The sequence below is a fragment of the Xanthomonas euvesicatoria genome, from assembly GCF_013112235.1.
GTDB classification, from domain to species: domain Bacteria; phylum Pseudomonadota; class Gammaproteobacteria; order Xanthomonadales; family Xanthomonadaceae; genus Xanthomonas; species Xanthomonas euvesicatoria.
Window position 1 is genome coordinate 1,334,060 of the sequence record NZ_JABFFS010000001.1, and the last position, 23,603, is coordinate 1,357,662.

Consider the following 23,603-nt stretch of genomic DNA (forward strand, 5'->3'; position numbering starts at 1 on the left):
TAGGTCAGAAGCGGTTATCGCCATCCAGCAACCGCCCCAGGCCGCCCAGCACCGAGCCTTCGCCGCGCTGTTGGCCGCCGGCTTGCGGGGCGGCCTGCAGCATGCGGCCGGCCATGCGCGAGAACGGCAGCGATTGCAGCCAGACCTTGCCCGGGCCGGTGAGGGTGGCCAGGAACACGCCTTCGCCGCCGAAGAACATGCTCTTCAGGCCCGCAACGCGGCGCACGTCCATGTCCACGCCGGCGTGGTAGGCCACCACGCAGCCGGTGTCCACGTCGATACGCTCGCCCGGGCCCAGCTCGCGTTCGACGACCGTGCCGCCGGCATGTACGAACACCCAGCCGTCGCCTTCGAGCTTCTGCATGATGAAGCCCTCGCCGCCGAACAGGCCGGTGAGGATCTTGCGCTGGAAGGCGATGCCCAGCGACACCCCGCGCGCGCCGGCCAAAAAGCTGTCCTTCTGGCAGATCAGCTGGCCGCCATGCTCGGACAGGCGCAGCGCCAGCACCGTGCCCGGGTAGGGCGCGGCGAAAGCGACCTTGGCCTTGCCGCTGCCGGCGTGGGTGAACACGGTGGTGAACATGCTTTCGCCGGTGACCACGCGTTTGCCGGCCGACAGCAGCTTGCCCATCAGCCCGCCGCCACTTTGACCGGCATGCGAGCCGTCGCCGAACACGGTGTCCATCTGCACCGCCGCGTCCTTGTACATCAGCGCACCGGCCTCGGCGATGGCGCTTTCGCCGGGGTCCAGCTCGACTTCGACGAACTGCATGTCGTTGCCGACGATGCGGTAGTCGATCTCATCTGCGCGCCCGCTCATGCCGGTCAACGGCGGCGGCGCGCTACCGCTGCCCTGCAGCTCGGCCAGCTGGCGGGCCGGCGTCCAGCCATCGAGCCCGTCGCGCCAGGCCAGCGCATCGGGTTGGCGCTGCGCATGCGCGCGGGCGCTGGCATCGTCGAGCGGGCCGAGACGGTCGGCCTGTCCGGGGTTATGGAAATACCACTGGGCCATCGGACGACTCCTGTCTGTGTGTGCGGCGAGTCTAAGCGCAAGCGCCGCGGCGGCGTCCCGTGTCCAAGGTCATGTCTGCAGAGCGTGGTTGTGACGCGGTTGTGCGCCCGTCCGGAGCGCTTCGCCATCGCGATGCGGAGCATCGCCGGCAGCTCGTGCAAGGACACGGCCTGCGCGAGCTGCGGGTGGGTGGCCCTTACTCGCCCACCGTTGCCCAACAGCGCGCGCCATTGCGCTGCACCCGCACCGGGCCATCGAACACGGCCGACAGGCTGGCATCGGTGAGCAGCGCCTCACGCGTGCCGTCGGCCACCACCTTGCCGGCGCGCAGCAGGATCACCCGTTCGATCTCCGGCACGATTTCTTCGATGTGATGGGTCACCAGCACCAGCGTGATGCCTTGCCGGGCGAGGTGCCGCATCGTCTCGAGCAGGTGCTGGCGTGCCACCAGATCCAGCCCGGTGGACGGCTCGTCCAGCAGCAACGCCTGCGGGCGATTGACCAGCGCACGCGCAATCAGCACACGGCGCGTTTCGCCGGCCGACAATTGCGCAAATTGCCGGTCCACCAACGGCAATGCGCGCGCCAGCGCCAGCGCTTCGCGCGCGCGTGCACGCATGTCGTCGCTGATCTCGCGATGCGGCGGCACCACGTAGCTGGCGAAGAATCCGGAGAGCACCGCGCTTTCCACATCCAGGCCGGGCATGTCGGCCAGATTGACGCTCAGATCGCCGGTGACGATGCCCAATTGCGAGCGCAGGCGATCCACCTGCCAGCGCGTTTGTCCCATCACCTTCACTGCGGGCAGACCGTCGGCGCGCGCCAGCGGGTACAACTCGCGCGTGATCAATTTGATGAAGGACGATTTGCCGCAGCCATTGGGCCCCAGGATCGCGGTGTGCTGCCCCAGCGCGATGCGCAGGCTCAGCGCATGCAGGACCCGGACCTGGCCGCGCATTACGCTGGCCTGGTCGAGTTCGATCAGCGGGGCGGCGTTGGTAACGACAGTGGAATCGGCAGCATGTTCGGTGGCAACAGTCATACGGGTGACAGCAGACGGAAGTGGGGAAGGGGGGTCTGAACCGCTTTAGAAATGTAGGTGCAACCCTACGCATCCGAAGGGTGAAGTTTGCCGCGATCGCCCCCATCATGTCTGCATCAAATGGAGAGCGCTGCTGTGGAGATGCCGATGTTGTCCGATCCGATCATCGACGTTCTGACTTCCGGCGTGGCAGGGCTGGGCGTGTGGGGCATGCTGGCGGTGCTGCTGGTCTTCACCCAGCTCACCATCTTTGCAGTGACCTTGTACCTGCATCGCAGCCAGGCGCATCGCGGTGTGGATTTCCATCCGGCCATCGCGCATTTCTTCCGCTTCTGGACCTGGTTGACCACCTCGATGATCACCCGCGAATGGGTGGCGATCCATCGCAAGCATCACGCCAAGGTCGAGACCGAGGAAGACCCGCACAGCCCGCAGACCAAGGGCATCGGCCAGGTGTTCTGGCGCGGTGTGGAGCTGTATCGGCAGGCGCGTGCCGAGCGTGCCGACATCGAGCAATACGGCAAGGGCGCGCCCAGCGACTGGATCGAACGGCATCTGTACACGCCGCATGCCAACGCCGGCCCGATGGCGTTGCTGGTGATCAACTCGGTGTTGTTCGGATTGCCGGGAATTGCGTTGTGGGCAATCCAGATGGCGTGGATTCCGTTCTGGGCCGCCGGTGTGGTCAACGGCCTGGGCCACTGGTGGGGCTATCGCAATTTCGAATCGGCCGACACCTCCACCAACCTCACGCCCTGGGCGCTGTGGATCGGTGGCGAAGAATTGCATAACAACCATCATGCCTTCCCGAGCTCGGCGCGGTTTTCGATGCGGCGTTGGGAGCTGGATATCGGTTGGGTCGCCATTCGCGGTTTGCAGGCACTGGGCCTTGCCAAGGTGTTGCGGGTGGCGCCGTCGCTGGATATCCGCCCCAATATCGCCGTGCCCGATGCCGACACGCTCAAGGCGCTGCTCTCGCACCGGTTCCAGGCCATGACCGACTACCAGCGCAATGTGCTCAAGCCGGCGTTGCGCGAAGAGGCGGCCGTCACCGGCGCCAAGCTGCGCGAGTTGCTGCCGCGTCGCCTGCGCAAGGGCCTGGTCGACGACGGGCGCTGGCTCAAGCCGGATGCGCGTGCACAGTTGCAGGCATGGGTGGCGCAGCGTCCGCGCATGCGCACGCTGGTCGAGTACCGTGCGCGGCTGACCGCGGTACTGGAAGCGCGCAGCCACGATGCGTCCGAACGGCTCCGGCAATTGCAGCAGTGGTGCCATGAGGCCGAGGCCAGCGGCAATGCCGCGTTGCAGGCGTATGCGGCGCGGCTCAAGGGGTATGCGCTGAGTGGTGCGTAACCCGGGCGGCAGGCGCGCTGTGGTGCGTATACACCGGGCGCGTGGCGTGATCGTGCGTGCCTTGCTGGTCGTGTGGTGTGCCTGTGTGCCGGCGATTGCCGCGCAGGCCCAGGTCCAGGACAGCCAGCAATATCTGCAGCGCATGGATACCGATGGCGATGGGCGGGTGAGCCTGGACGAATATCTGGCCTGGATGAGCTACGCCTTCGATCAACGCGATACCGATCACGATGGCGTGCTGCAAGGCGATGAACTGCCGGGCCGTCGCGGCAAGCCGATCACCCGTGCGGCGCATCGTGCCACCTTGATCGCGCGCTTCGCGCGGCAGGATGCCGATGGCGACGGCTACCTGAGTGCACGCGAACTGCTGGCGCCGCCCCGCTGATGCGCACCTTCGCGCGTGGCTGACGCTGCGTTCGGCAAGCTCGGCCGCATGTTCACTCTCGACCGGGTCAGCCGCCGCTACGGCCAGGCCATCGCACTCGATGCTGTCTCGCTGACGTTTGCCAGCGGCATCACGACCGCATTGATCGGCCCGAGCGGCGCCGGCAAATCCACCGTGCTGCGCATGCTGGTCGGGCTGGAGTGGCCGGACAGCGGCACGGTCGCTTTCGACGGCACCCCGTTGCAGCGCGCCAACCTGCAGGCGCAACGGCAACGCATCGGCTACGTCATCCAGGAAGGCGGCCTGTTTCCGCATCTGGATGCACGCAGCAACGTGACCTTGCTGGCACAGACGCTGGGCTGGACGCGGGAACGCATCGAGGCGCGTCTGGATGTCTTGTGCGCCCTGTGCCAATTGCCAACGCAGTTGCTGGCGCGCTACCCGGCCGAACTCTCCGGTGGTCAACGCCAGCGCGTGGGGCTGATTCGTGCACTGATGCTGGACCCGCCGGCCTTGTTGCTCGACGAACCACTCGGCGCGCTCGATCCCATCGTGCGCTACGACCTGCAGGCGCAGATGCGCGAACTGTTCGCGCAGCTGGGCAAGACCGTGGTGCTGGTGACGCATGACGTGGCCGAAGCCGCCTATCTGGCCGACAACCTGGTGCTGATGCGCGCCGGCCGAATCGTGCAGCAAGGCCGTGCGCGCGATCTGCTGGAGCAGCCGGCCGATGCGTTCGTGCAGCGCTTTCTCACCGCCCAGCGCAGCATTGGCGATGCCGCATGATGGCGCGTGCGCTCATCGCCGTGGTGTGGCTGATCTGCAGTGTTAGCGCGCAGGCCGCGCAGGTCACCATTGGGTCGAAGAATTTCACCGAAGCGGTGATTCTTGGCGAAATCGCCACCGCCGCCGGCAAACGTGATGGTGTAGACGTGCAGCACCGCGCACAACTCGGTGGCACGCGCATCCTGTGGCGGGCGCTGGAGACCGGGCAGATAGACGCGTATGCCGAATACACCGGCACGCTGGCACAGGAGCTGCTGCAACTGCCCAACGCCAGCCAGGCCGAGCTGCGTGCCGCACTCGACGCACGCGGGCTGGCGATGACCGATTCGCTGGGTTTCCAGAACACCTATGCCTTCGGTATGAAGCGCGAACGTGCGCAGGCATTGGGTATCGCCTCGTTGTCGGATCTTGCACGACATCCCACCCTCAAGATCGGTCTGAGCAATGAGTTCATGCAGCGCGCCGATGGCTGGCCGGGCGTGCGCGCGGCGTACGCGCTGCCGCAGGCCGCGACCGGGCTGGATCACGACCTGGCCTATCGCGCGTTGCAGAGCGGCGCCATCGAGGTCACCGATCTGTACAGCACCGATGCGGAAATTCCGTATTACCAGCTGCAGGTGCTACGCGACGACCGCCATTATTTCCCGGACTACCAGGCGATTTTTGTGTATCGCAAGGATCTGGCGCACCGCTCGCCGGCGATGCTGCAGGCCTTGCGGGGGGTGCAAGGACGCATCGATGAAGCGACCATGCAACGGCTCAATGCACAGGTCAAACTGGAGCGGCAGTCCGAAGCGGCGGTTGCCGCGCGTTGGCTGGGCGTCACGCCGGCCTCTGAAACGGACTCGCGTTTGACGCGGCTGCTGCGGCATACGCGCGAGCATCTGGCGTTGGTGGGTATTTCTTTGGGTCTGGCGTTGCTGCTTGCGCTGCCGTTGGGGGTGCTGGCGGCGCGGCGTCCACGTCTGGGGCAGGTGGTGTTGTCGTTGACCGGTGTGCTGCAGACGCTGCCGTCGTTGGCGGTATTCGTCTTCATGATTCCGCTGTTCGGCATCGGCGCCAAGCCGGCGATTGCCGCGCTGTTCTTGTATAGCCTGCTGCCGATCGTGCGCAACACCCATGCAGGGCTGACCTCGATCCCACGCGAACTGCGCCAGACTGCGCACGCCATCGGATTGCCCGCGTGGACACGCCTGTGGCGGGTGGAACTGCCGCTGGCCCGCCGCACGATCGTGGCCGGCATCCAGACCGCGGCGGTGATCAATGTGGGCACCGCCACGCTGGGTGCGCTGATCGGTGCGGGCGGCTATGGCCAACCGATTCTCACCGGCATCCGCCTGGACGATATCGGCCTGATTTTGGAAGGCGCCATTCCCGCTGCCGTGCTTGCGCTGCTGGTGCAGGCGGTGTTCGAAGGCGCCGAGCGATGGGTAACGCCGCGTGGGTTGCGGATCAGCCAGCGGCAGTGACGCGGCGTTCAATCGCTGAAAACCGAGCGCGCCGCTTCGCTGCCGCTGATCCTTGCGCCAATTGTCGTTCGTAGAGCGCGCTGGCCTGCGATGGAGCCTTGCCGGTGCTGCCTGACGACGCGTTGGCCTGCGTACATGTATTGCAACCAGTACCGCTGCAGATGCCTGGCCCGCGATGCCTGCGCACCGCCTCACCCATCCGGCAGCGCTGCAATGACCTGTGACAACGTGTGGTCGGTCACGCTCAAATGTGGCGCGATGCGCAGACGTCCATGCCGACGCGTGCAGATCACGCCACTCGCGCCGAGCGCCGTTGCCACCGCATCCAATGCCGCTGCCGGCGGCTGCAGTGCGGTGAGATGCGGCGCATGTCCGGGCGTGCACCAGCTGCCCACGCCGCGCGCCTGCAGGGCGGCGTCCCAATGCGCAGTCAACTCGCCCAACGCCGCTGCGATGCGCGCCGGCTGCCACGCGGTGAGTTGTTGCAGGGCCACCGTGGCCATTGCGACCCGCAACGGGTCGGCAACCCCGCCCGCATCGAATCGGCGTGCACCGCTGCGATACCGCGGCGCGCTGGCCACCGGAAATTCCCAACTGCTGCCCGCATCGCGGCCGATCCAGTGTTCTTCGATCGGCAGCCCGTCCGTGCGCCACTGCGGCGCGACCCACAGCCATGCCAATCCCATCGGCCCGAGCAACCATTTGTGCCCGACGCTGACCACGAAATCCGGTTGCCAGCGCGGCAGATCCGGTGGCAACACCCCAAGGCTCTGGCTCAAGTCCAGCACCAGGGCAGCGCCGCGTGCCTGCATGGCGGCACTGATGCGGTCCAGATCCAGCATTCGCCCGTCCAGCCAGTACGCATGCGGCAAGCTGGCAATCCGCAGCGCAGGCGTGTCGGCAATGGTCTGCAGCACTGCATCGGTCAAGCTGCCGCCAGCGGTGGCGGGCACCGCCACCAGATGCGCACCGGTCTCTGCGCAGCGGCGCTGCCAGATCAACAGATTGGACGGAAATTGCCCTTCCAGCACCAGCACTGCGTCGCCGGCTTGCACAGGCAGATTGCGCGCGGCCGTGGCCAGGCCGTGCGCGGCCGAGGGCACCATGGCCACCGCATCGGCATCGCCGTCCAATAGCGCGGCCGCAAGTCCGCGCACCTGCTCGATCTGCTGTAACCAGGTATCGAACGGCAACCGCCATGGTGTGGCCATTGCATCGACCGCCTGGTGCGCAACGGTCTGCATGGCGCGCAACAACGGACCACGCGACGCCGCATCCAGATGGATGACCCCGGAAGGCAGCGCGAACGCCTGCTGACGCTGGGCCCACGCGAGGGGCCCAGCAAGCGTACTGGACAGAGATGGCGATGACATGCCCACAGCTTACCGCTGGCTGCCACGCTGCCCACACGGCACGTTCACGGGCGCTCCCCAAGCATAGGGCGATGCCTGCACTCTCACCTCTGCTGGGCCACCTCCAGCAACAGCAGTTGACGCTGCTGGAACGCTACGCGCAGACCCGCGCGCTGAGCGACCGTCTCGCCGCACCCTTGAGCGCCGAAGACGCGATGGTGCAGAGCATGCCGGACGCGAGCCCGAGCAAATGGCATCTGGCCCACACCACCTGGTTTTTCGAACGCTTCGTGCTGCAGGCCGATCCGGCGTACCGCGTGTTCGACCCGGCCTGGGATTTCCTGTTCAACAGCTACTACCAGAGCGTGGGGCCGATGCATGCGCGGGCCCGCCGCGGCGTGCTTTCGCGCCCCTCGTTGCAGCAGGTACGCGACTACCGTGCTGCGGTCGATAGGCAGATGCAGCAGCGCTTGCGCGAAGGCCTGCTCGATGCACAGGCCTGCACCGTCGTGCAGCTCGGCATCCAGCACGAGCAGCAACACCAGGAGTTGCTGCTGACCGATATCAAGCATGCGCTGTGGAGCAACCCGTTGCAGCCGGCCTACCGTGACCTGCCCACACCGCCTGCGGCCGTTGCCAGCCCGCTGCGCTGGCATGCGCGCGACGAGCAGATCGTCCAGATCGGCGCCGCTGCATGGCCACAGGCCGACAGCTTCGCCTACGACAACGAATCGCCACGCCATCGCGTGCTGGTCGGTGCGCATGCGCTGGCCAGCCGTGTGGTCACCAACGCCGAGTTCCAGCAATTCATCGATGACGGCGGCTACCGCAGTGCCGGTGCCTGGCTCAGCGATGGCTGGGCGATGGTGCAGGCGCAGGGTTGGCAACATCCCTTGTATTGGGATGCCGATGGCCGCGAGTTCACGCTGGACGGCTGGCGCACGCGCGATCCACACGCGCCAGTCTGTCATCTGAGCCTGTTCGAAGCCGATGCGTTCGCGCGCTGGGCCGGTGCGCGCCTTCCCACCGAAGCCGAGTGGGAGCAGGCCGCGACCGGCGTGCCGGTACAGGGCAATTTCGTCGACACCGATGCGTTGCATCCGCGTGGCGCCGAAGCAGTGGACACCGGTATCCAGCAGCTGTTCGGCGATGTCTGGGAGTGGACCGGTAGTGCGTACCTGCCGTATCCAGGCTTTACCCCGTGGCCCGGGTCGCTGGGCGAATACAACGGCAAATTCATGAATGCGCAATGGGTCTTGCGTGGTGGCAGTTGCGCCAGCCCGGCCAGCCATCTGCGTGCCAGTTACCGCAACTTTTTCCCCTCCGATGCGCGTTGGCAGTTTGCCGGCGTGCGCCTTGCCAAGGATCTGCCTTGAACGCCGCCGCCCATGCCCTGCAACGCGCGCACGCCGCGCTGACCGACCTGCGCCCGCAGCCGGACGACATCACCGCCGATGCACTGGCGGGGTTGTCGCAAACGCCCAAGACGCTGCCGTCGAAATATTTCTACGATGCGCGCGGCTCGCAACTGTTCGAAGCCATTACGCAGCAGCCGGAGTATTACCTCACCAGGACCGAGCTGGGTTTGCTGGAAGCCAGCATGGGCTCGATCGCACAGGCGATCGGCGCCGGCGTGCATGTGGTCGAATACGGCAGCGGCAGCGGCCGCAAGACCGAATTGCTGCTGCAGGGCCTGCGCGATGTGGTGGCCTACACGCCGCTGGAAATCTCGCGCACCGCGCTGCTGGAAAGCACTGCGCGGCTGGCCCAGCAATTTCCGCAGATCCAGATGTTGCCGGTGTGCACCGACTTCACCAAGCCGCTGCGCCTGCCCGATGCGCAGCGCCCGACGCGGCGGCACGTGGTGTTCTTCCCCGGCTCCACGCTCGGCAATTTCGCCGACGCGGCCGCGATCGAACTGCTGGACGCGATGCGCCAGACCATGGGCAGCGACGGTTGCGCCCTGATCGGCATCGATCTGGACAAGGACGCCGGGCTGATCGAAGCGGCCTACAACGACGCAGCCGGTATCACCGCCGAGTTCACCTTGAACCTGCTGGCGCGGCTCAATCGCGAGATCGGGAGCGATTTCGATCTGGACGGTTTCCGTCACCACGCGGTGTATGTCCGTGAGCGCGGCCGCATCGAAACCTTCCTGATCAGCCAACGCGCGCAGCGCGTGCAGGTTGGCGGCAAGGACATCGCGTTTGCCGAAGGCGAAGCGATGCAGGTCGAATACAGCTGCAAATACACCGACGCGCGCTTTGCCGAACTGGCTGCCGCAGCCGGGCTCAAGGTCACCCACGGCTGGAACGATGCCAAGGATTGGTTCGGCCTGCGCCTGCTGCGCCCATTGTGATCCCGCGGGGCGGGCGTGCAGTCGCCCGATGATGCGCAGGTGGCCGCGTTGATCCGGCACCTGCTTGCGCAACGTCGGCCCGAGCAATCGATCTGTCCGTCGGAAGTCGCGCGTGCCTTGAGCGATGACGCGGCGGTGTGGCGAAGCCTGATGCCCCAGGTGCGTGCGGTGGCCGCAGCTGCCGCAGGCAGAGGCCTGGTACGGATCACCCAGCAGGGTCGAACTGTGGACCCTGCCACCGCACGCGGACCGATTCGACTGATGCGTGGGCCGCATTTCGACTGAAGCCCCATTGAGTGGATGCGCCAGCTGCCGTATGTAGCGGGATTAAACCGAATGTCGCCGAGCGACTACATCAAAAGGATGTAATCGTTCGGTGACATCAGGCCGCCTGCACCACGTGCAACGCCTTGGGATTACGCCACTGCGCCAGCAGCGCGGCTTCGCGCGCCCTGGCTTCCTGCAGATGCGCATGCTTGACGTGGCCATAGCCGCGAATGTGTTCCGGAATGCTGGCGATCTGCGCGGCCAAGCCCACGTTATCGGCATCCAGCCGTTCCAGCAGCATGTCCACGGTTGCGCTGTAATCGGCAATCAGCCGACGCTCGCCACGCCGTTCTTCGCTGTAGCCGAAGACGTCGAACTTGCCGCCACGCAGGAACTTCAACCGCGCCAGCAGCTTGAAGGCGGTGAACATCCACGGCCCGTACTCGCGTTTGATCAGGTTGCCGTGTGCGTCTTTCTTTGCCAGCAACGGCGGCGCCAGGTGGAAGCGCAGCGTGTAGTCGCCCTCGAACTGTTGTTGCAACCGGCGCTGGAAATCGCCACGCGTATACAGCCGCGCCACCTCGTATTCGTCCTTGTAGGCCATCAGCTTGAAGGCGTACCGGGCCACCGCCTCGGTCAGTGCGCTGCTGCCGGGCACGCGCTGCAGCTCGTGCGTGCGTACGCGCTCGACCAGGCTGCGATAACGCTGCGCGTAGGCCGCATCCTGGTAGTCGGTCAGGAACGCGACGCGACGCGCGATGGCCTCGTCCAGCGAATGCGCCAACTGCTCGTCGTCGAGCGGCGCGGCCGGTGCAGCGACCTCGCCATGCAACGTGCTGCCGTCGGTCTGTGCCAGCGCACGCGGTGCGCTCTGGCCGCTGAGATCGTGCTCTTCCCAGCTGCCTGGTCCGCGTGCATGCGGTGTATCGCCATGCAGATGTGCAGGCGCGTCGGCACCGGCCAGACCCGCAGCGCGTTGCACCGCCGGCAGATCGATCGCCGCCAGGCGCCCCCAGGCGAACGCCTGCTGATTCATCGCAACGGCTGCACCATTGAGTTCGATCGCGCGCATCAGCGCCGCATGCGATAGCGGCACCAACCCGTGCTGCCACGCGTAGCCAAGCACGAACAGATTGCTGGCGATGGCGTCGCCCAGCAACGCCGTTGCCAGCTGCGTGGCATCCAGCAACAACGGCTCCTGGCCACCGAGCGCAGTGCGCACACCGGCGATGATCTCGGCAGCGGGAAACTGCAGGTCCGGTTGCGTGGTGAACGTGCCCGGCATTGCTTCGTAGGTGTTGAGCACCACCTGGGTGCGGCCATCGCGCACCTTGGAGAGCGCCCAATAATCGTTGACCACCACCATGTCGCAGCCCAGCACCAGGTCTGCTTCGCCGGCGGCGATGCGCACGGCGTGGATGTCGGCGGGCTGGCGTGCGATGCGGATATGCGTGGTCACCGCGCCGCCTTTCTGTGCCAGGCCGGTCTGGTCCAGCACCGTGGCGCCCTTGCCTTCCAGGTGCCCGGCCATGCCGAGCAGCGCGCCGATGGTCACCACGCCGGTGCCGCCGACGCCGGTGATCAGGATGTTCCAGGGCCGTTCCAGCGCGGTGCGCTTGGGCGGTGAGGGAAGCGTGTCCAGCAGCGTGCTGGCGTCGCGCCGCTTGCCCTTGCGCGGGGCACCGCCATGCACGGTGACAAAGCTCGGGCAAAAGCCCGCGACGCACGAATAATCCTTGTTGCAGTTGGACTGGTCGATCTGGCGCTTGCGCCCGAATTCGGTTTCCTTCGGCAACACCGACACGCAAAAGCTTTTCTCGCCGCAATCGCCGCAGCCTTCGCACACCAGCGAATTGATCATCACCCGCTTTGGCGGATCGACCAGCTTGCCGCGCTTGCGACGGCGGCGTTTCTCGGTGGCGCAGGTCTGGTCGAAGATCAGGATCGACACGCCCTTGACGGTGCGCAGATACTGCTGCACCGCATCCAGTTCGCCACGATCGTGAAACGCGACCTCAGGCGGAAACAGCTCGCGCCGCCGCGTCCACTTGCCGATGTCGTCGCTGACCACCGCAATCTCATGGATGCCTTCGGCGCGCAGCTGGTGGGCGATGTCCGGCACGGTGAGCGTGCCGTCCACCGGCTGCCCGCCGGTCATCGCCACCGCATCGTTGTAGAGAATCTTGTAGGTGATGTTGACGCCGGTGGCGACCGACTGCCGGATCGCCAGCGAGCCGCTATGGAAATACGTGCCATCGCCCAGGTTCTGGAACACGTGCGGGGTGTCGGTAAACGGCGCCTGCCCGGACCACGTGACACCTTCGCCGCCCATGTGGGTGAAGGTGTCGGTGGCTCGGTTCATCCAGGTCACCATGTAGTGGCAACCGATACCGCCCAGCGCGCGCGAGCCTTCCGGCACGGCGGTGGAGGTGTTGTGAGGGCAGCCGGAGCAGTAATGCGGCACGCGCGGGAATTGCGCGCGCGGCAAAGCCATTTCCGCTTCCTTGGCGTCCATCCAGCGCAGCCGCTGCTGGATCGAATCGGTATTGATCGTGCTCGATTGCAGCAGGCGCAGGATGCGCCTGCCGATCACCGCCGCGATGGTGGCCGGCGTCAGTTCGCCGGTGGACGGCAGGATCCACGCGCCCTGCTCATCGTACTTGCCGACAATGCTCGGCCGCGCGCCGGCGCTGGCCGGCCAGTTGTAGAACAGTTCCTTCATCTGGCGCTCGATGAAGGCCTTTTTCTCTTCCACCACCACGATGTCTTCAAGCCCCTGCGCAAACGCGCTGATCCCTGCCGGCTCCAGCGGCCAGGTCATGCCGACCTTGTAAACGCGGATGCCGATCTGCGCGCAGGCCTGCGCGTCCAGGCCCAGGTATTCCAGCGCCTGCAGCACGTCCAGGTAGCTCTTGCCGGTGGTGACGATGCCCAGTCGCGCATTTGGTGAATCCAGCACCACCTTGTCGATGTGGTTTGCGCGCGCAAAGGCTTGCGCGGCGGCGATCGCATACCGGTGCAGGCGCATCTCCTGGTCCACCGGCGGGTCTGGCCAGCGGATGCTCAAGCCGCCCGGCGGCAGTGCGAAATCCTCCGGCAGCACGATGGTGCGCGCGAACGGGTCCACGTCCACCGAGGCGGACGATTCCACCGTTTCGGCAATCGTCTTGAAGCCGATCCAGCGCCCGGTGTAGCGGCTCATCGCCCAGCCGAGCAGGCCCATGTCCAGGATGTCCTGTACTCCGGCCGGATTGAGGATGGGCATCATCGCGCTGACGAATTCGTCTTCGGACCCGTGCGGCAGGGTCGAGCTGCGGCAGGCATGGTCGTCGGCGGCCAGCGCCAGCACGCCGCCAAACGGCGAGGTGCCGGCGGCATTGCCGTGCTTGAAGACGTCGCCGCTGCGGTCCACGCCCGGCCCTTTGCCGTACCACATGCCGTAGACGCCCTGCACGTTCGCGCCGGGGAACAGGTTGGTTTGCTGGGTGCCCCACACCATGGTGGCGGCAAGGTCCTCGTTCAGACCTGGAGTGAAGGTGACCTTGGCCGCGTCCAGGTGTTTGCGCGCCCGCCACAGTTCCAGGTCCAGCCCGCCCAGCGGGCTGCCGCGGTAGCCGCTGATGAAGCCGGCGGTCTCCAGCCCGGCAGCGTCATCGCGCAGGCGCTGCAGCAGCGGCAGCCGCACCAGCGCCTGCACACCGGACAGGTAGATGCGCCCATCGGTGCGCGTGTACTTGTGGTCCAGCGTGTAGTCCGCATCCACCCGGCCGAGCTCCGGCGTGTTGGCAGAGTCGGGAGAAGAAAGCGCAGCGGTACTGGTCATGGCGTGCCCGGAAAGGGTGGCTGGGCCCCGGTGCATGTCATCTGAAACTATCTGACGCACCCGACGGATTCCAAAACGGCGGTGCAAAGTGTAACAGTCAGCTTTTCCGCGCCCGTCCCTGTGCGGATGCGCAGCCGACGCGCTGCGGGTAGGATGGGGACGGGAAGGGGTCGTTTGCTGTCAGGGGAAAACACAGTGAAAAGGAAATACGCGTGGGCCGCTCTGGCCCTGCTCGGAGGGGTGTGGTCGTTGGCGCAGGCGCAGAGCTTGCCCAAGCCCAAGGAGTTCTATTTCGACGAAGACCGCGGTACCACCAAGGCCGTGGTGGCCGTACAGGGCCAGGGCGATGCAGTCGTCGACCGGCTGGCGGCGATGGTGCAACGTGACGCCCGCGCGGCCGACCCGCGCGCGCAGTTGGCGGCGCTGGCCTACGCCGGTGGGCGCACCCAGTTGGGCGATGAGTTGTATCAGGGCGCGCTGGCGCTGGTCTCCAACGGCAGCCAGCAGTACCGGGCCATCACCTGGAACTATGGATGGGACCTGCTGCGTGCCGACCAGCCCGACAAGGCGCTGCAGCAATGGGCCAACCTGGCCAATGGCCGTCCGGCCACGCCGGAATGGCTGCCGACCACGGCTGCACTGGCGCTCTGGCGCGCCGGACGCAAGCAGGAGGCGGTCGAGTGGTATGCCGCAGCCGTGCGCACCTGGCCGGACCGTTGGAGCAGTACCGCCAACTACGCCAGCCTGTTGCCGGAATGGCGCGAGGCAGAGCGCGCCAGCCTGGCCGAGGTCTTTGCGGCCTGGCAGGCCAACCCGCCAGCGTTTCCGTAAGCGCTTCGCCGCGCTGCGGGAGTTCCTGCAGCGCGGCTTGTGCAGTGAATCGACCGGTTGCCGCCATTGGCCGATACGCCAGGCGCCATCTGGCGCGTCGGCCTGCCGCTACTTGAAACGAAGACGTCTAACGTTGATTCCGCGAGTTCGGTGAAAGGCTGAGCAGGTCTGCGCCTGATTCCAATCACGGCTCAAAACTTCGGCGTACCGACGTTGCGAGGTCGATGCGGGAGAGCAAGGCGTTGGTCTGTGGCGTGGCTGCGGGGCCCTTGTCCGCCCACCATCGCAGGACACGCTGCAAGTACGTCTTTGTAGGCGCTTGCGCGGCAGCCGTGCCGCGTAAGGTCCCGCGACGGCGGGCGCAAGGACCAGTTGAGATGGTCGATGCGCAGAGCTAAGACAGCAGCAGGTCGCCTGGCTGGCGCGGCGTCCTCGCTCCTTCAATCGAGTCACCAACGAACTGTCTGATGCGCTGTGCTTGCCGATCGCGGGACCGTTGGCGGCATGGATCCCGCCATCGAGCCTCCACGGACGGGTTCACGGCGTGTCGCGCACTCGGCGCTGCAAGCTTGCTCCACGGCCTGGTCCGCCCACCATCGCGGAACACGGTGCAAGGACGTGTTTGACCAACGCATTGTCCGGAGCGGCGAGGGCGCCGCGTGTTCGATACGCTGGCTTCCGCATAGGGAAACGATGCGGTCGTGGCAGCTCCGCGGTGACCGGAGCTCGGGTGGCGTGCACCTTGCACCCCAGCCAGGCCAACGCATCCACCGATGCGCGCACCGCGCGCTATGCGATCCTGTGCATCGCTTTCCAACGGACACGATCGCGCATGGCGGTAGATGCATTTGCCTTGATTCTGGCCATGTTGGGGCTGGGCCTGCTGTTCGCCCGCCTGCGGGTGTTGCCGGACAACAGCGCCGATGTGCTCAACCGCATCGTGCTGTACATCTGCCTGCCGGCGTCGGTGCTGACCTATGTCCCGCGCCTGCATCTGGATGCGTCGCTCGGTGGGGTGATTGCCACGCCATGGCTGCTGACCGCCATCATCGTGCCGTTGCTGTGGGGTTGCAGCCGCCTGTTGCGCTTGGGCCGCGCCGAATACGCCGCGCTGCTGATGTGTGTGGTGTTTACCAATTCCAGTTTCATCGGCTTTCCGATGGTGCGCGCGCTGATCGGCGATCACGCGCTGCCGTATGCAGTGGTCTACGACCAGTTCGGCACCTTCGTGTTGCTGTCCACGTTCGGGCTGTATGTGCTGGCCCGGTACAGCGGCGACACCCCGCCGACCGCACGGCTGATCGCGATGCGCGTGCTGCAGTTCCCGCCGTTGTGGGCGCTGCTGTTCGCCTTGACCCTGATGCCCGAGCAACCGCCGGCCTGGATTGGCTCGGGCCTGAAGAATCTGGCCGATGCGATGTTGCCGCTGGTGATGCTGTCGGTGGGCTTTTCGCTGCAGCTGCGCCTGCCTGCCGACGAACTCAAGCCCTTGGCTGTGGGCCTGGTGTTCAAGCTGCTGCTGATGCCGGTCCTGGCCCTGCCGTTGTCCTGGGGGCTGGGCCTGCATGGGCAGATGCTGCAGACCAACGTGCTCGAATCGGCCATGCCCACCATGATCACCGCCGCCGCGCTGGCCATTTCGCACCGGCTGGCCCCGCGCCTGGCTGCAGCGATGGTCGGCTACAGCATCCTGCTGTCGTTGCTGACGCTGCCTGCGTGGGCCTGGCTGCTGGCGCGGCTGGTGGCGTGAAGCCGTAACGCTTGCAGCAGCCAGAGCGCGCTGGCGCCGCAGGCACACGCTTGCGCTTGTTCGGGCTGTGATACGCCAACACCTGCAACATCGGCGCCATGCTGCATTGCGACGCCGCGGCTGAGCGATACGCGTGGACGATCTTGCGCCGTGCCAGGCTTCCATCGTTGCCACGCACAGCTGCGGCGCAAGGCCTTGCGCGCATCGGCTGAAGGTCTGCGCTGTCGCTGCCTGTCCCGCAGCAGTGCGTTTAACGCGTTTCGACTACTTCCTCACCTTGCCGCGGTGTACGCTGCCGGCTTGCTCCCGGAAGCGAGGCGTGCATGAAGACAGTCCTGGTGGCCGCCTCCAAAGGCGGCGTCGGCAAGACCACGATCGCCACCAATCTGGCCGCACATGCGGCGTTGCAAGGCCAGCGCACCGTGCTGGCAGATGCCGATCCGCAAGGCTCGTCCACCCGCTGGGCAGAGCGCCGCGCCAGCCTGGAAAGTGCGGTCTTGCCGATCGACGCCACCAAGCGCCGCAGCTGGCAGAGCGCCGTGCCGGACGGCACCGATACCCTGATCGTCGATGCGCCGGCCGGTGCCATGGCCGACGACCTGAGCGGATTTCTCGACCACGTCGATGCCATCGTGGTACCGGTGTTGTCCTCGGCGCTGGATATCGAAGCGGTGGTCGGCTTTCTCAACACGCTGGCCAAGGTGCCGCGCGTGCATCAGCGCAAACTGCCGGTGGGCCTGGTGCTCAATCGTGCCCGTCCCTGGACCCAGACCTCGCAACAGGCCGCCGACATGATCGGCAACTGGCCGTATCCGCTGGTGACCCAACTGCGCGACACCCAGGCCTATGTGGTGATGGCCGGGCTGGGACGCAGCTTGTTCGACTACCGCTCGGCGCAGGTGCGCGACCATCAACAGGACTGGGAGCCGCTGTTCAAGTGGCTCAAGAAGTCCTAGAACCGGAAAGTTCCTATGCGCGAATTGATCTTGTTGCGACATGCCCACGCCGAACCGGCCGATACCGGCCAGGCCGATTTCGATCGCCCGCTGTCGCCGCACGGCATCGCCGAGGCCGAGGCGGCCGGGCGTTGGCTGCGCGAGCAGCGGCTGGTGCCCGACCGGGTGCTGTGCTCCCCGGCCCGCCGCGCCCGCGAAACCCTGGAGGCGGTGCTCGAGCTCACCGGCTACATCGAACAACGGCTGGACGAACGCATCTATGAGGCCACGCCCGGCACCCTGGCCAGCCTGGTGGACGAACATCGCGAGGCCGAGCGCCTGCTGCTGGTGGGCCACAACCCTGGCCTGGAACGGCTGGCAGCGCTGATGCACAGCGGCCAGACCGGCGATTACCGCGGCATGCCCACCGCCTCGATCGCGTTGCTGGCCTTGCCGCTGGACGCCACCATCGAGCCGGGCATCGCCCGCCTGACCGCCTTCTGGTGGCCCTGATCCGTGTCATCGTCGCTGCGCTGGTACGCCTGGCTCGCGCTCTGGGTCGTGTTCCCCTGCATGGCGCAGCAGAAGGTGCAGTCCATCGACCCGGCGCAATCGCGCTTCGGGTTCGAGATCAAGACGCGCTTCGGAATGAAGATCGAGGGGTTTTTCCCGCGTTTTCGCGGTGACGTGGTGACCTTGGCCGACGGGCGTCAGCAGGTGCGCTTCCGGCTGGACGCCACTCAGGTGGAGATCCCCGGCAAGGACCGCTACACCAGCTGGATGCGCGGGGAAGATTTTTTCGACGTTGCGCAGTACCCGGTCGTCGAATTCGAGTCGCTACCGTATGTCGACGAAGTGGTGAAGCAGGGGGGCGACATCGTCGGCAACCTGACCATCCGCGGAATCACCCATCTGGAAACGCTGCATGTGGTGCCGGCCGAATGCACGCGGCCGGGCTATGATTGCGACGTGATCAGTCGAGGGACGGTCCTGCGTGGACGTTACGGAATGAATGCGTGGCAGATGGCCCTGGGCGACAGGGTGACGTTCATTCTGCGTGGGCGCCTGCAGGAGGCGCGGCGCCCGTGAAGTACCTGTTGAGGGTGTGCGTGCTGGCAACGTTGTTGCTCGGCACCGGATGCGCCAGCCTGTCACAAACCGAACGCAACCGTGCCGCCGGTGTCGCTACCGCGGCACGCAGCACTGTAGTCAATTGCAGCCAGGCCGATCGCTGTGCGCAACCCTCGCCATTGCGCGCGCTGGGCGGGGAGGCGATGACCGCCTCCACACCGGCGGCGCCGCGGCATTACGCCACCATCGTCGACCACGGCGAAGAATCGCTGGTGGCCCGGCTCAACCTGATCCGCAGCGCCACCCGCAGCATCGATCTGCAGACCTACATCTTCGACAAGGACGACAGCGCGCGCATGGTGCTGGACGCACTGGTGGACGCCGCCCAACGCGGGGTCAAGGTGCGCATCCTGATCGATCAGTTGTCGGCGATCGCCGATCTGCAGATTCTCGGTGCGCTGGCCAGCAGCCATGAAAACCTGCAGCTGCGCATCTACAACCCTACCTTCGGCAAGGTCAAACTCAATTACTTCGACTATGCCGGCAGCGTGCTGTGTTGCTTCCGCCGCTTCAACCAGCGCATGCACAACAAGCTGCTGGTGGTGGACGACGTGCTGGGCGTGGTCGGTGGGCGCAATTACCAGGACGACTATTACGACTGGGACAGCGAGTACAACTTCCGCGACCGCGACGTGATTCTGGCCGGGCCGGAAGTGCGCGCCATGGCCGCCAATTTCGATGCGTTCTGGCGCGCCCGGCGCAGCGTCCCGGCCGAACGTCTGAACGATGTCGGGCGCCTGCTGCTGGAGCAGGGCGTGCCGACGATGCCGCCGGCCGAGTTCCGCCGGCCCGACCGGGTGGCGCGGGTGGACCGCGAAGCGCGCGACCCGCAATTCGTGCGCGACGCTTTCGTGACTCCGGCCATGCCGGTGCAACGTGTGCTGTACGTGGCCGATCTGCCGCAAAAGCACCGCCGGGAACATGCGGCCAAGGCGGTGTCCACGGCGCCGGAACTGGATGGCCTGATTGCCGGCGCGCAGCAGGAAGTGCTGCTGCAGACCCCGTACCTGGTGTTGTCCGACCAGGCGCAGGCGATCTTCCGCACGTTGCGCAAACACCCGCAGCCGCCGCGCATCGTGGTGTCGACCAATAGCCTGGCCGCCACCGACAACCCCATCGTGTATGCGCTCTCGTACAAGTTCAAACGCCGCAACATGCGCGAGCTGGGCTTCAACGTGTACGAGTTCAAGCCGTTTCCGCTCGACGCCCCGGTGGATTACGCCAACCTGGTGCCGGACCCGCTCAACCCCGCTTCCGGGGTCAATCGGGACAGCCGCAACAATCGCCTGATCGGCGGCAGTGCAGCGGGCAATGCGATGCGCGGCAGCAGCGACCCGGAAGGCAACGCCAGCGCGAGCGCCGGCAGCGTGCTGCGCGGCAGTGGCGGCGGCCGTGCGCCGGGCGGGAGCGAGGTCGATCGGCGCGTGTTGCGTACCGAAACGCGGCCCTCGTTCCTGGGCACGCGCGCGGTCAACAAGCCGCTGCCGGTGACCCGCGACGGTGCGCGCATGGGCTTGCACGCCAAGTCGTTGGTGGTGGATCGCCGCATCGGCGTGATCGGTACGCACAACTTCGACCCGCGCAGCGAGAACTACAACACCGAAGCGGCCGTGGTGATCGACGATGCGCGCTTTGCGCAGGCGTTGGCTGCCAGCATCGAACGCGACATCGCCCCGGAAAATGCCTGGACGGTGGCGCCGCGCGAAAAGCCGCCGGTGCTGAGCGGGTTGAACTACAGCGTGGGCAAGGTCTCCGAAGCCTTGCCGGTGCTGGACTTCTGGCCATGGCGCTACGCCACCAACTACGAGTTCCAGCCCGGTCCGGATTGCCCGTTCCCGCTCAAGCGGCAGGACCCGCAGTTCCGCCAGTGCTATGTGGCGGTGGGCGATTTTCCGGAGGTCAATGTCGGCCCGAAGTGGCTGCTGGTGCGCATGCTGACCGCCTTCGGCGCCGGGCTGGTACCGATTCTCTGATCGGCTGGCGTGTCGCGCGGGTCGCAGCAGCCGGTGCCCGCGGTGCAGCGCGTTGTGGTTGGATGCACGCAGTTGGCTGCGGATCGGCCCCTGGACGCCGGAAATCGCCGAAGCGGCTGCAGTTGTCACGGGCGAGGGTCGCGTAGTGTATCGGCGCCCCAACAAATGCTGTCTGCCATCAGCAGCACTGCCCAGTTGCATCGCGCTCCAGGCGTCGGGATGCTCTTGCGCTTCCCGCTTCCCGCTTCCCGCTTCCCGCTTCCCGCTTCCCGCTTCCCGCTCCCCATTCCCCATTCCCCATTCCCCATTCCCCATTCCCAGCCCATGACCTTCCGCGAACCCGTCGATCTTGCTGCCCTCAATGCCGCCAGCCGCGATACCTTGATCGAGCATCTGGGCATCGTCTTTACCGAAGCCGGTGACGATTGGCTGCGCGCCACCATGCCGGTGGATGCGCGCACCAGGCAGCCCTATGGCCTGCTGCACGGTGGCGCCTCGGTGGTGCTGGCCGAAACGGTGGGCAGCAGCGCCGGCAACCTGTGCGTGGATATGTCGACCCAGATCTGCGTGGGGCTGGAGATCAATGCCAATCACCTGCGCGCCGCCACCCAGGGGCTGGTGACCGGCACTGCACGGGCGGTACATGTGGGGCGTAGCACGCATGTCTGGGACATCACCATCGAAAACCCGGCCGGCAAACGCGTCTGTGTGTCGCGATTGACCCTGGCGGTGGTCGCGCGCAGCAATGGCTGAGCTCGCCCGGCAGCGGCATGCATGGAACAGCGTCATCCGCTGCCGGCACTGCGCGGCGGCCACGCTGCTGTCACAATGGTTGCGCTTCCTTCCCCCGTTACCGGTTCCGTTCGTCGAATGAGCGAGTCATCCCTGGACGCCACGCGCGACGCTGGCGGCGCGTTGCGTTGGTTCCGGTACCTCTACCGGGTGCCACTGTTGTTGCTGCATCTGTGTCTCGGCCTGCCGGTCACCATGCTGTGCGTGGTAGTGCCGGCGCTGGCGCGGATCCGGATCGGGCACGACGACACCCTGGAGGAGCGGATGATCCGCTGGTGGCAGGGCACCTTGATGCGCGTGTTCGGCTTCCGCCTGCGCCGCTTCGGGACGCCGCTACCGGGCGCGACCCTGTTCGTGGCCAACCACGTCAGCTGGGTGGATATCTCCATCCTGCACAGCCAGCGCGTGATGGGGTTTGTTGCCAAGCGCGAAATCGCCGGCTGGCCGCTGGTGGGTTGGCTGGCAACCAAGGGCCAGACCATCTTCCACCAGCGCGGCAATACCGAATCGCTGGGCGGGGTGCTGCAGGAAATGCTGCTGCGCCTGCAAAGTGGCAAGCCGGTGGGGGTGTTCCCGGAAGGACGTACCCGTGGCGGTACCGAAGTGGGCCCGTTCCATGCGCGCATCTTCCAGGCGGCGGTGGAAGCCGGGGTGCCGGTACAGCCGGTGGCGCTGCGGTATGGGCTGCGCGGCAACGCGCAGGCGGTGGTGGCCTTCGGTGAGCGCGAGAGTTTCTTCGCCAATATCGTGCGCCTGCTGGGCGAACCGTCGCGGCTGGCCGAAGTGCATTTTCTCGAGCCGATTCGCGCGCTGGACATCGAAGGCCGCCGTCGCATGGCCGAGACCTCGCGCCAACGGATCGTCGCAGCGATGGAATCCTAGCCGACGATGCGCACGCGCCTCTCCCCTGCGGCCAGCCGCAACGCCGGTGCGATGCGCGCATGAACGCCTCCGATTACTTGCCGCCGCGCTGGCTGCGCAATCCGCACGTGCAATCGGTGCTGGGCAGCAGCGCCTTGCGGCGCATCCGCAGCCGCCAGTTGCTGGCCGCCAGCGGTGCGGTCACCAGCGAACATATCCTCGATGGCGGCGACGGTGTGCGCCTGCAGGGTTGGATGAGCATCCCGCGCGGCGATGCGCCACCGCGCGGCACCGTGCTGTTGCTGCATGGCTGGGAGGGCAGCGCCGATTCCAACTACATGCGCCTGACCGCCGCGCGCCTGCTCGGTCTGGGCTACCAGGTGTTCCGGCTGAACTTCCGCGACCACGGCGGTACCCACCATCTCAATGTGGACCTGTTCCACTCCGACCGCATCGAAGAAGTGGTCAATGCCGCAGGCGATCTGTGGCGGCGTTTTCCTGCGCCGCAGTTGCTGGCTGCAGGGTATTCGCTGGGCGGAAACTTCGCGCTGCGGCTGGCGCTGCGTGCGCCCGCCGCCGGCCTGCCGCTGGCGCGCGTGGCGGCGGTGTGCCCGTTGCTGGACCCGGCCGCCACCATGACCCAGCTTGAAAAGGGCCCGCAGTTCTACGACTGGTACTTCCGCCGTAAATGGCGTGAATCGCTGCTGCGCAAGCGCAAGCTGTTCCCCGAGCAGCACGGGTACGACGACGCCACCCTGGCGCTGGACATGCGCGGGCTGATGGCCTGGCTGGCGGTGAAACACACCGGACACGGCTCGCTGGAAGCGTATTTCGACAGCTATTCGATTGCCGGCCAACGCCTGGCCAACCTGCAGGTGCCGGTCGACATCCTGATGGCCGAAGACGACCCGGTGATTCCGTTCGCCGATTTCGCCGCCTGGCAGTTGCCGGCGCATGCAAAGCTGGAAATCGCGCGCTGGGGCGGGCATTGCGGCTTTCTGGAAAACGCCCGCGGCGACGGCTTTGCCGAACGCTGGGTGGCCGAGCGGCTGGCGTCAGCGCGCGAATGACGCCGACACGACATCCGTCCTTGGATGCAGTGATCGCCGTTTTGCCAGTGGTCGTCGGTTGCGTGATGGTCTACTTCAGCGCGATCAGCCTCTACACCGGGCCGCAGACCGGGCAGATCCTGTTCCGCTCACGCGCAGGATCGGTTTCCGTCGGCGTCCAAGCTGCGCTCTGGCATCTGGGCCAGTTGGTGTTTGGGGCGCTCTGCGTGGCCTACGGCGCGAGCGTGCTGCGTCGGACGTCGGCAAGCGTTTGAACCTCTGGCCGGCGCGAACGATCGATGCGAGTTCGCACCGCCGATAACGCCCATCCTGCACACGGCGCGGGCACAGCGCCAGGCAGCAGCGTGCGTCGCCCATGCAAGCCGCCGCAGCGCGCATCGTTACAATAGCGGTTTGTCCGGGACCCGCCACC

Annotated in this window: 21 protein-coding genes; 17 read left to right on the plus strand and 4 right to left on the minus strand. The window is 66.4% G+C overall.

Annotated features, from left to right (window positions below):
- Positions 1–4 precede the first annotated feature (4 nt).
- Together HLH45_RS05560 and HLH45_RS05565 are read right to left on the minus strand one after the other, a co-directional pair.
- Positions 5–1,012, minus strand: a complete 1,008-nt coding sequence (locus tag HLH45_RS05560) for a TIGR00266 family protein (protein ID WP_008575022.1) — start codon at positions 1,010–1,012, stop codon at positions 5–7.
- Between the two features lie 196 nt (positions 1,013–1,208).
- Positions 1,209–2,054: an ABC transporter ATP-binding protein gene (locus tag HLH45_RS05565; protein WP_008575021.1), complete on the minus strand. Its 846-nt coding sequence runs from the start codon at positions 2,052–2,054 to the stop codon at positions 1,209–1,211.
- Between the two features lie 147 nt (positions 2,055–2,201).
- Between HLH45_RS05565 and HLH45_RS05570 the strand changes: the two genes are divergently transcribed.
- The 4 genes from HLH45_RS05570 to HLH45_RS05585 are packed head-to-tail and all read left to right on the plus strand — an operon-like array spanning position 2,202 to position 6,047.
- Complete coding sequence (locus tag HLH45_RS05570) at positions 2,202–3,407, plus strand: DesA family fatty acid desaturase (RefSeq protein WP_011345898.1); 1,206 nt, start codon at positions 2,202–2,204, stop codon at positions 3,405–3,407.
- Positions 3,397–3,792: an EF-hand domain-containing protein gene (locus tag HLH45_RS05575; RefSeq protein WP_046932009.1), complete on the plus strand. Its 396-nt coding sequence runs from the start codon at positions 3,397–3,399 to the stop codon at positions 3,790–3,792. Before HLH45_RS05570 ends, HLH45_RS05575 begins: the two co-directional genes overlap by 11 nt.
- Before the next feature lie 48 nt (positions 3,793–3,840).
- Positions 3,841–4,578 (plus strand): ATP-binding cassette domain-containing protein, encoded by a 738-nt coding sequence (locus HLH45_RS05580; protein ID WP_011345900.1) that lies wholly within the window; start codon positions 3,841–3,843, stop codon positions 4,576–4,578.
- Positions 4,575–6,047 carry an ABC transporter permease/substrate-binding protein gene (locus HLH45_RS05585; protein ID WP_014088983.1) on the plus strand — a complete coding sequence of 491 codons (1,473 nt, stop codon included), beginning with the start codon at positions 4,575–4,577 and terminating at the stop codon, positions 6,045–6,047. Before HLH45_RS05580 ends, HLH45_RS05585 begins: the two co-directional genes overlap by 4 nt.
- 191 nt (positions 6,048–6,238) lie before the next feature.
- Here the strand turns inward: HLH45_RS05585 and HLH45_RS05590 are convergent, their stop codons facing one another.
- Complete coding sequence (locus tag HLH45_RS05590) at positions 6,239–7,420, minus strand: aminotransferase class V-fold PLP-dependent enzyme (RefSeq protein WP_008571525.1); 1,182 nt, start codon at positions 7,418–7,420, stop codon at positions 6,239–6,241.
- A 71-nt stretch (positions 7,421–7,491) separates the two neighbouring features.
- On the opposite strand from HLH45_RS05590, the gene egtB reads away from it, so the two are divergent.
- The 3 genes from egtB to HLH45_RS05605 are packed head-to-tail and all read left to right on the plus strand — an operon-like array spanning position 7,492 to position 10,043.
- Complete coding sequence (gene egtB / locus HLH45_RS05595) at positions 7,492–8,775, plus strand: ergothioneine biosynthesis protein EgtB (RefSeq protein WP_046935111.1); 1,284 nt, start codon at positions 7,492–7,494, stop codon at positions 8,773–8,775.
- Positions 8,772–9,758 (plus strand): L-histidine N(alpha)-methyltransferase, encoded by a 987-nt coding sequence (egtD, locus tag HLH45_RS05600; protein WP_008571527.1) that lies wholly within the window; start codon positions 8,772–8,774, stop codon positions 9,756–9,758. The genes egtB and egtD overlap by 4 nt, the downstream gene beginning before the upstream one ends.
- A 15-nt stretch (positions 9,759–9,773) precedes the next feature.
- A complete protein-coding gene (locus HLH45_RS05605; RefSeq protein ID WP_031420622.1) occupies positions 9,774–10,043 on the plus strand; it encodes a DUF3253 domain-containing protein in 270 nt (89 codons plus the stop codon).
- Positions 10,044–10,140: 97 nt separating this feature from the next.
- Here HLH45_RS05605 and HLH45_RS05610 read toward each other — a convergent pair whose 3' ends face one another.
- On the minus strand, positions 10,141–13,884 hold the full coding sequence (locus HLH45_RS05610) for an indolepyruvate ferredoxin oxidoreductase family protein (RefSeq protein WP_008571528.1): 3,744 nt from the start codon (positions 13,882–13,884) through the stop codon (positions 10,141–10,143).
- Positions 13,885–14,043: 159 nt separating this feature from the next.
- Here HLH45_RS05610 and HLH45_RS05615 point away from each other — a divergent pair, with 159 nt between their 5' ends.
- From HLH45_RS05615 to HLH45_RS05660, 10 genes are all read left to right on the plus strand, one after another.
- Positions 14,044–14,679, plus strand: coding sequence for a hypothetical protein (locus HLH45_RS05615; RefSeq protein WP_008571529.1), 636 nt, complete (start codon positions 14,044–14,046; stop codon positions 14,677–14,679).
- 832 nt (positions 14,680–15,511) lie between these two features.
- A complete protein-coding gene (locus HLH45_RS05620; RefSeq protein WP_008571532.1) occupies positions 15,512–16,429 on the plus strand; it encodes an AEC family transporter in 918 nt (305 codons plus the stop codon).
- 323 nt (positions 16,430–16,752) lie between these two features.
- A complete protein-coding gene (locus HLH45_RS05625; RefSeq protein WP_008571533.1) occupies positions 16,753–17,385 on the plus strand; it encodes a ParA family protein in 633 nt (210 codons plus the stop codon).
- Positions 17,386–17,400: 15 nt separating this feature from the next.
- Entirely contained in the window at positions 17,401–17,877 is a 477-nt protein-coding gene (locus HLH45_RS05630) for a SixA phosphatase family protein (RefSeq protein ID WP_003488452.1), read from the plus strand.
- A gap of 3 nt (positions 17,878–17,880) precedes the next feature.
- Complete coding sequence (locus HLH45_RS05635) at positions 17,881–18,453, plus strand: YceI family protein (RefSeq protein WP_008571534.1); 573 nt, start codon at positions 17,881–17,883, stop codon at positions 18,451–18,453.
- On the plus strand, positions 18,450–20,468 hold the full coding sequence (locus HLH45_RS05640) for a phospholipase D family protein (protein ID WP_033478498.1): 2,019 nt from the start codon (positions 18,450–18,452) through the stop codon (positions 20,466–20,468). The genes HLH45_RS05635 and HLH45_RS05640 overlap by 4 nt, the downstream gene beginning before the upstream one ends.
- Positions 20,469–20,792: 324 nt before the next feature.
- A complete protein-coding gene (locus tag HLH45_RS05645; protein WP_008571536.1) occupies positions 20,793–21,221 on the plus strand; it encodes a hotdog fold thioesterase in 429 nt (142 codons plus the stop codon).
- 21 nt (positions 21,222–21,242) lie between these two features.
- Positions 21,243–22,142, plus strand: coding sequence for a lysophospholipid acyltransferase family protein (locus HLH45_RS05650; protein WP_170922822.1), 900 nt, complete (start codon positions 21,243–21,245; stop codon positions 22,140–22,142).
- A gap of 59 nt (positions 22,143–22,201) precedes the next feature.
- Positions 22,202–23,191, plus strand: a complete 990-nt coding sequence (locus HLH45_RS05655; protein WP_008571538.1) for a YheT family hydrolase — start codon at positions 22,202–22,204, stop codon at positions 23,189–23,191.
- Between the two features lie 20 nt (positions 23,192–23,211).
- Positions 23,212–23,445: a hypothetical protein gene (locus tag HLH45_RS05660; protein ID WP_128750756.1), complete on the plus strand. Its 234-nt coding sequence runs from the start codon at positions 23,212–23,214 to the stop codon at positions 23,443–23,445.
- Positions 23,446–23,603: the final 158 nt, after the last annotated feature.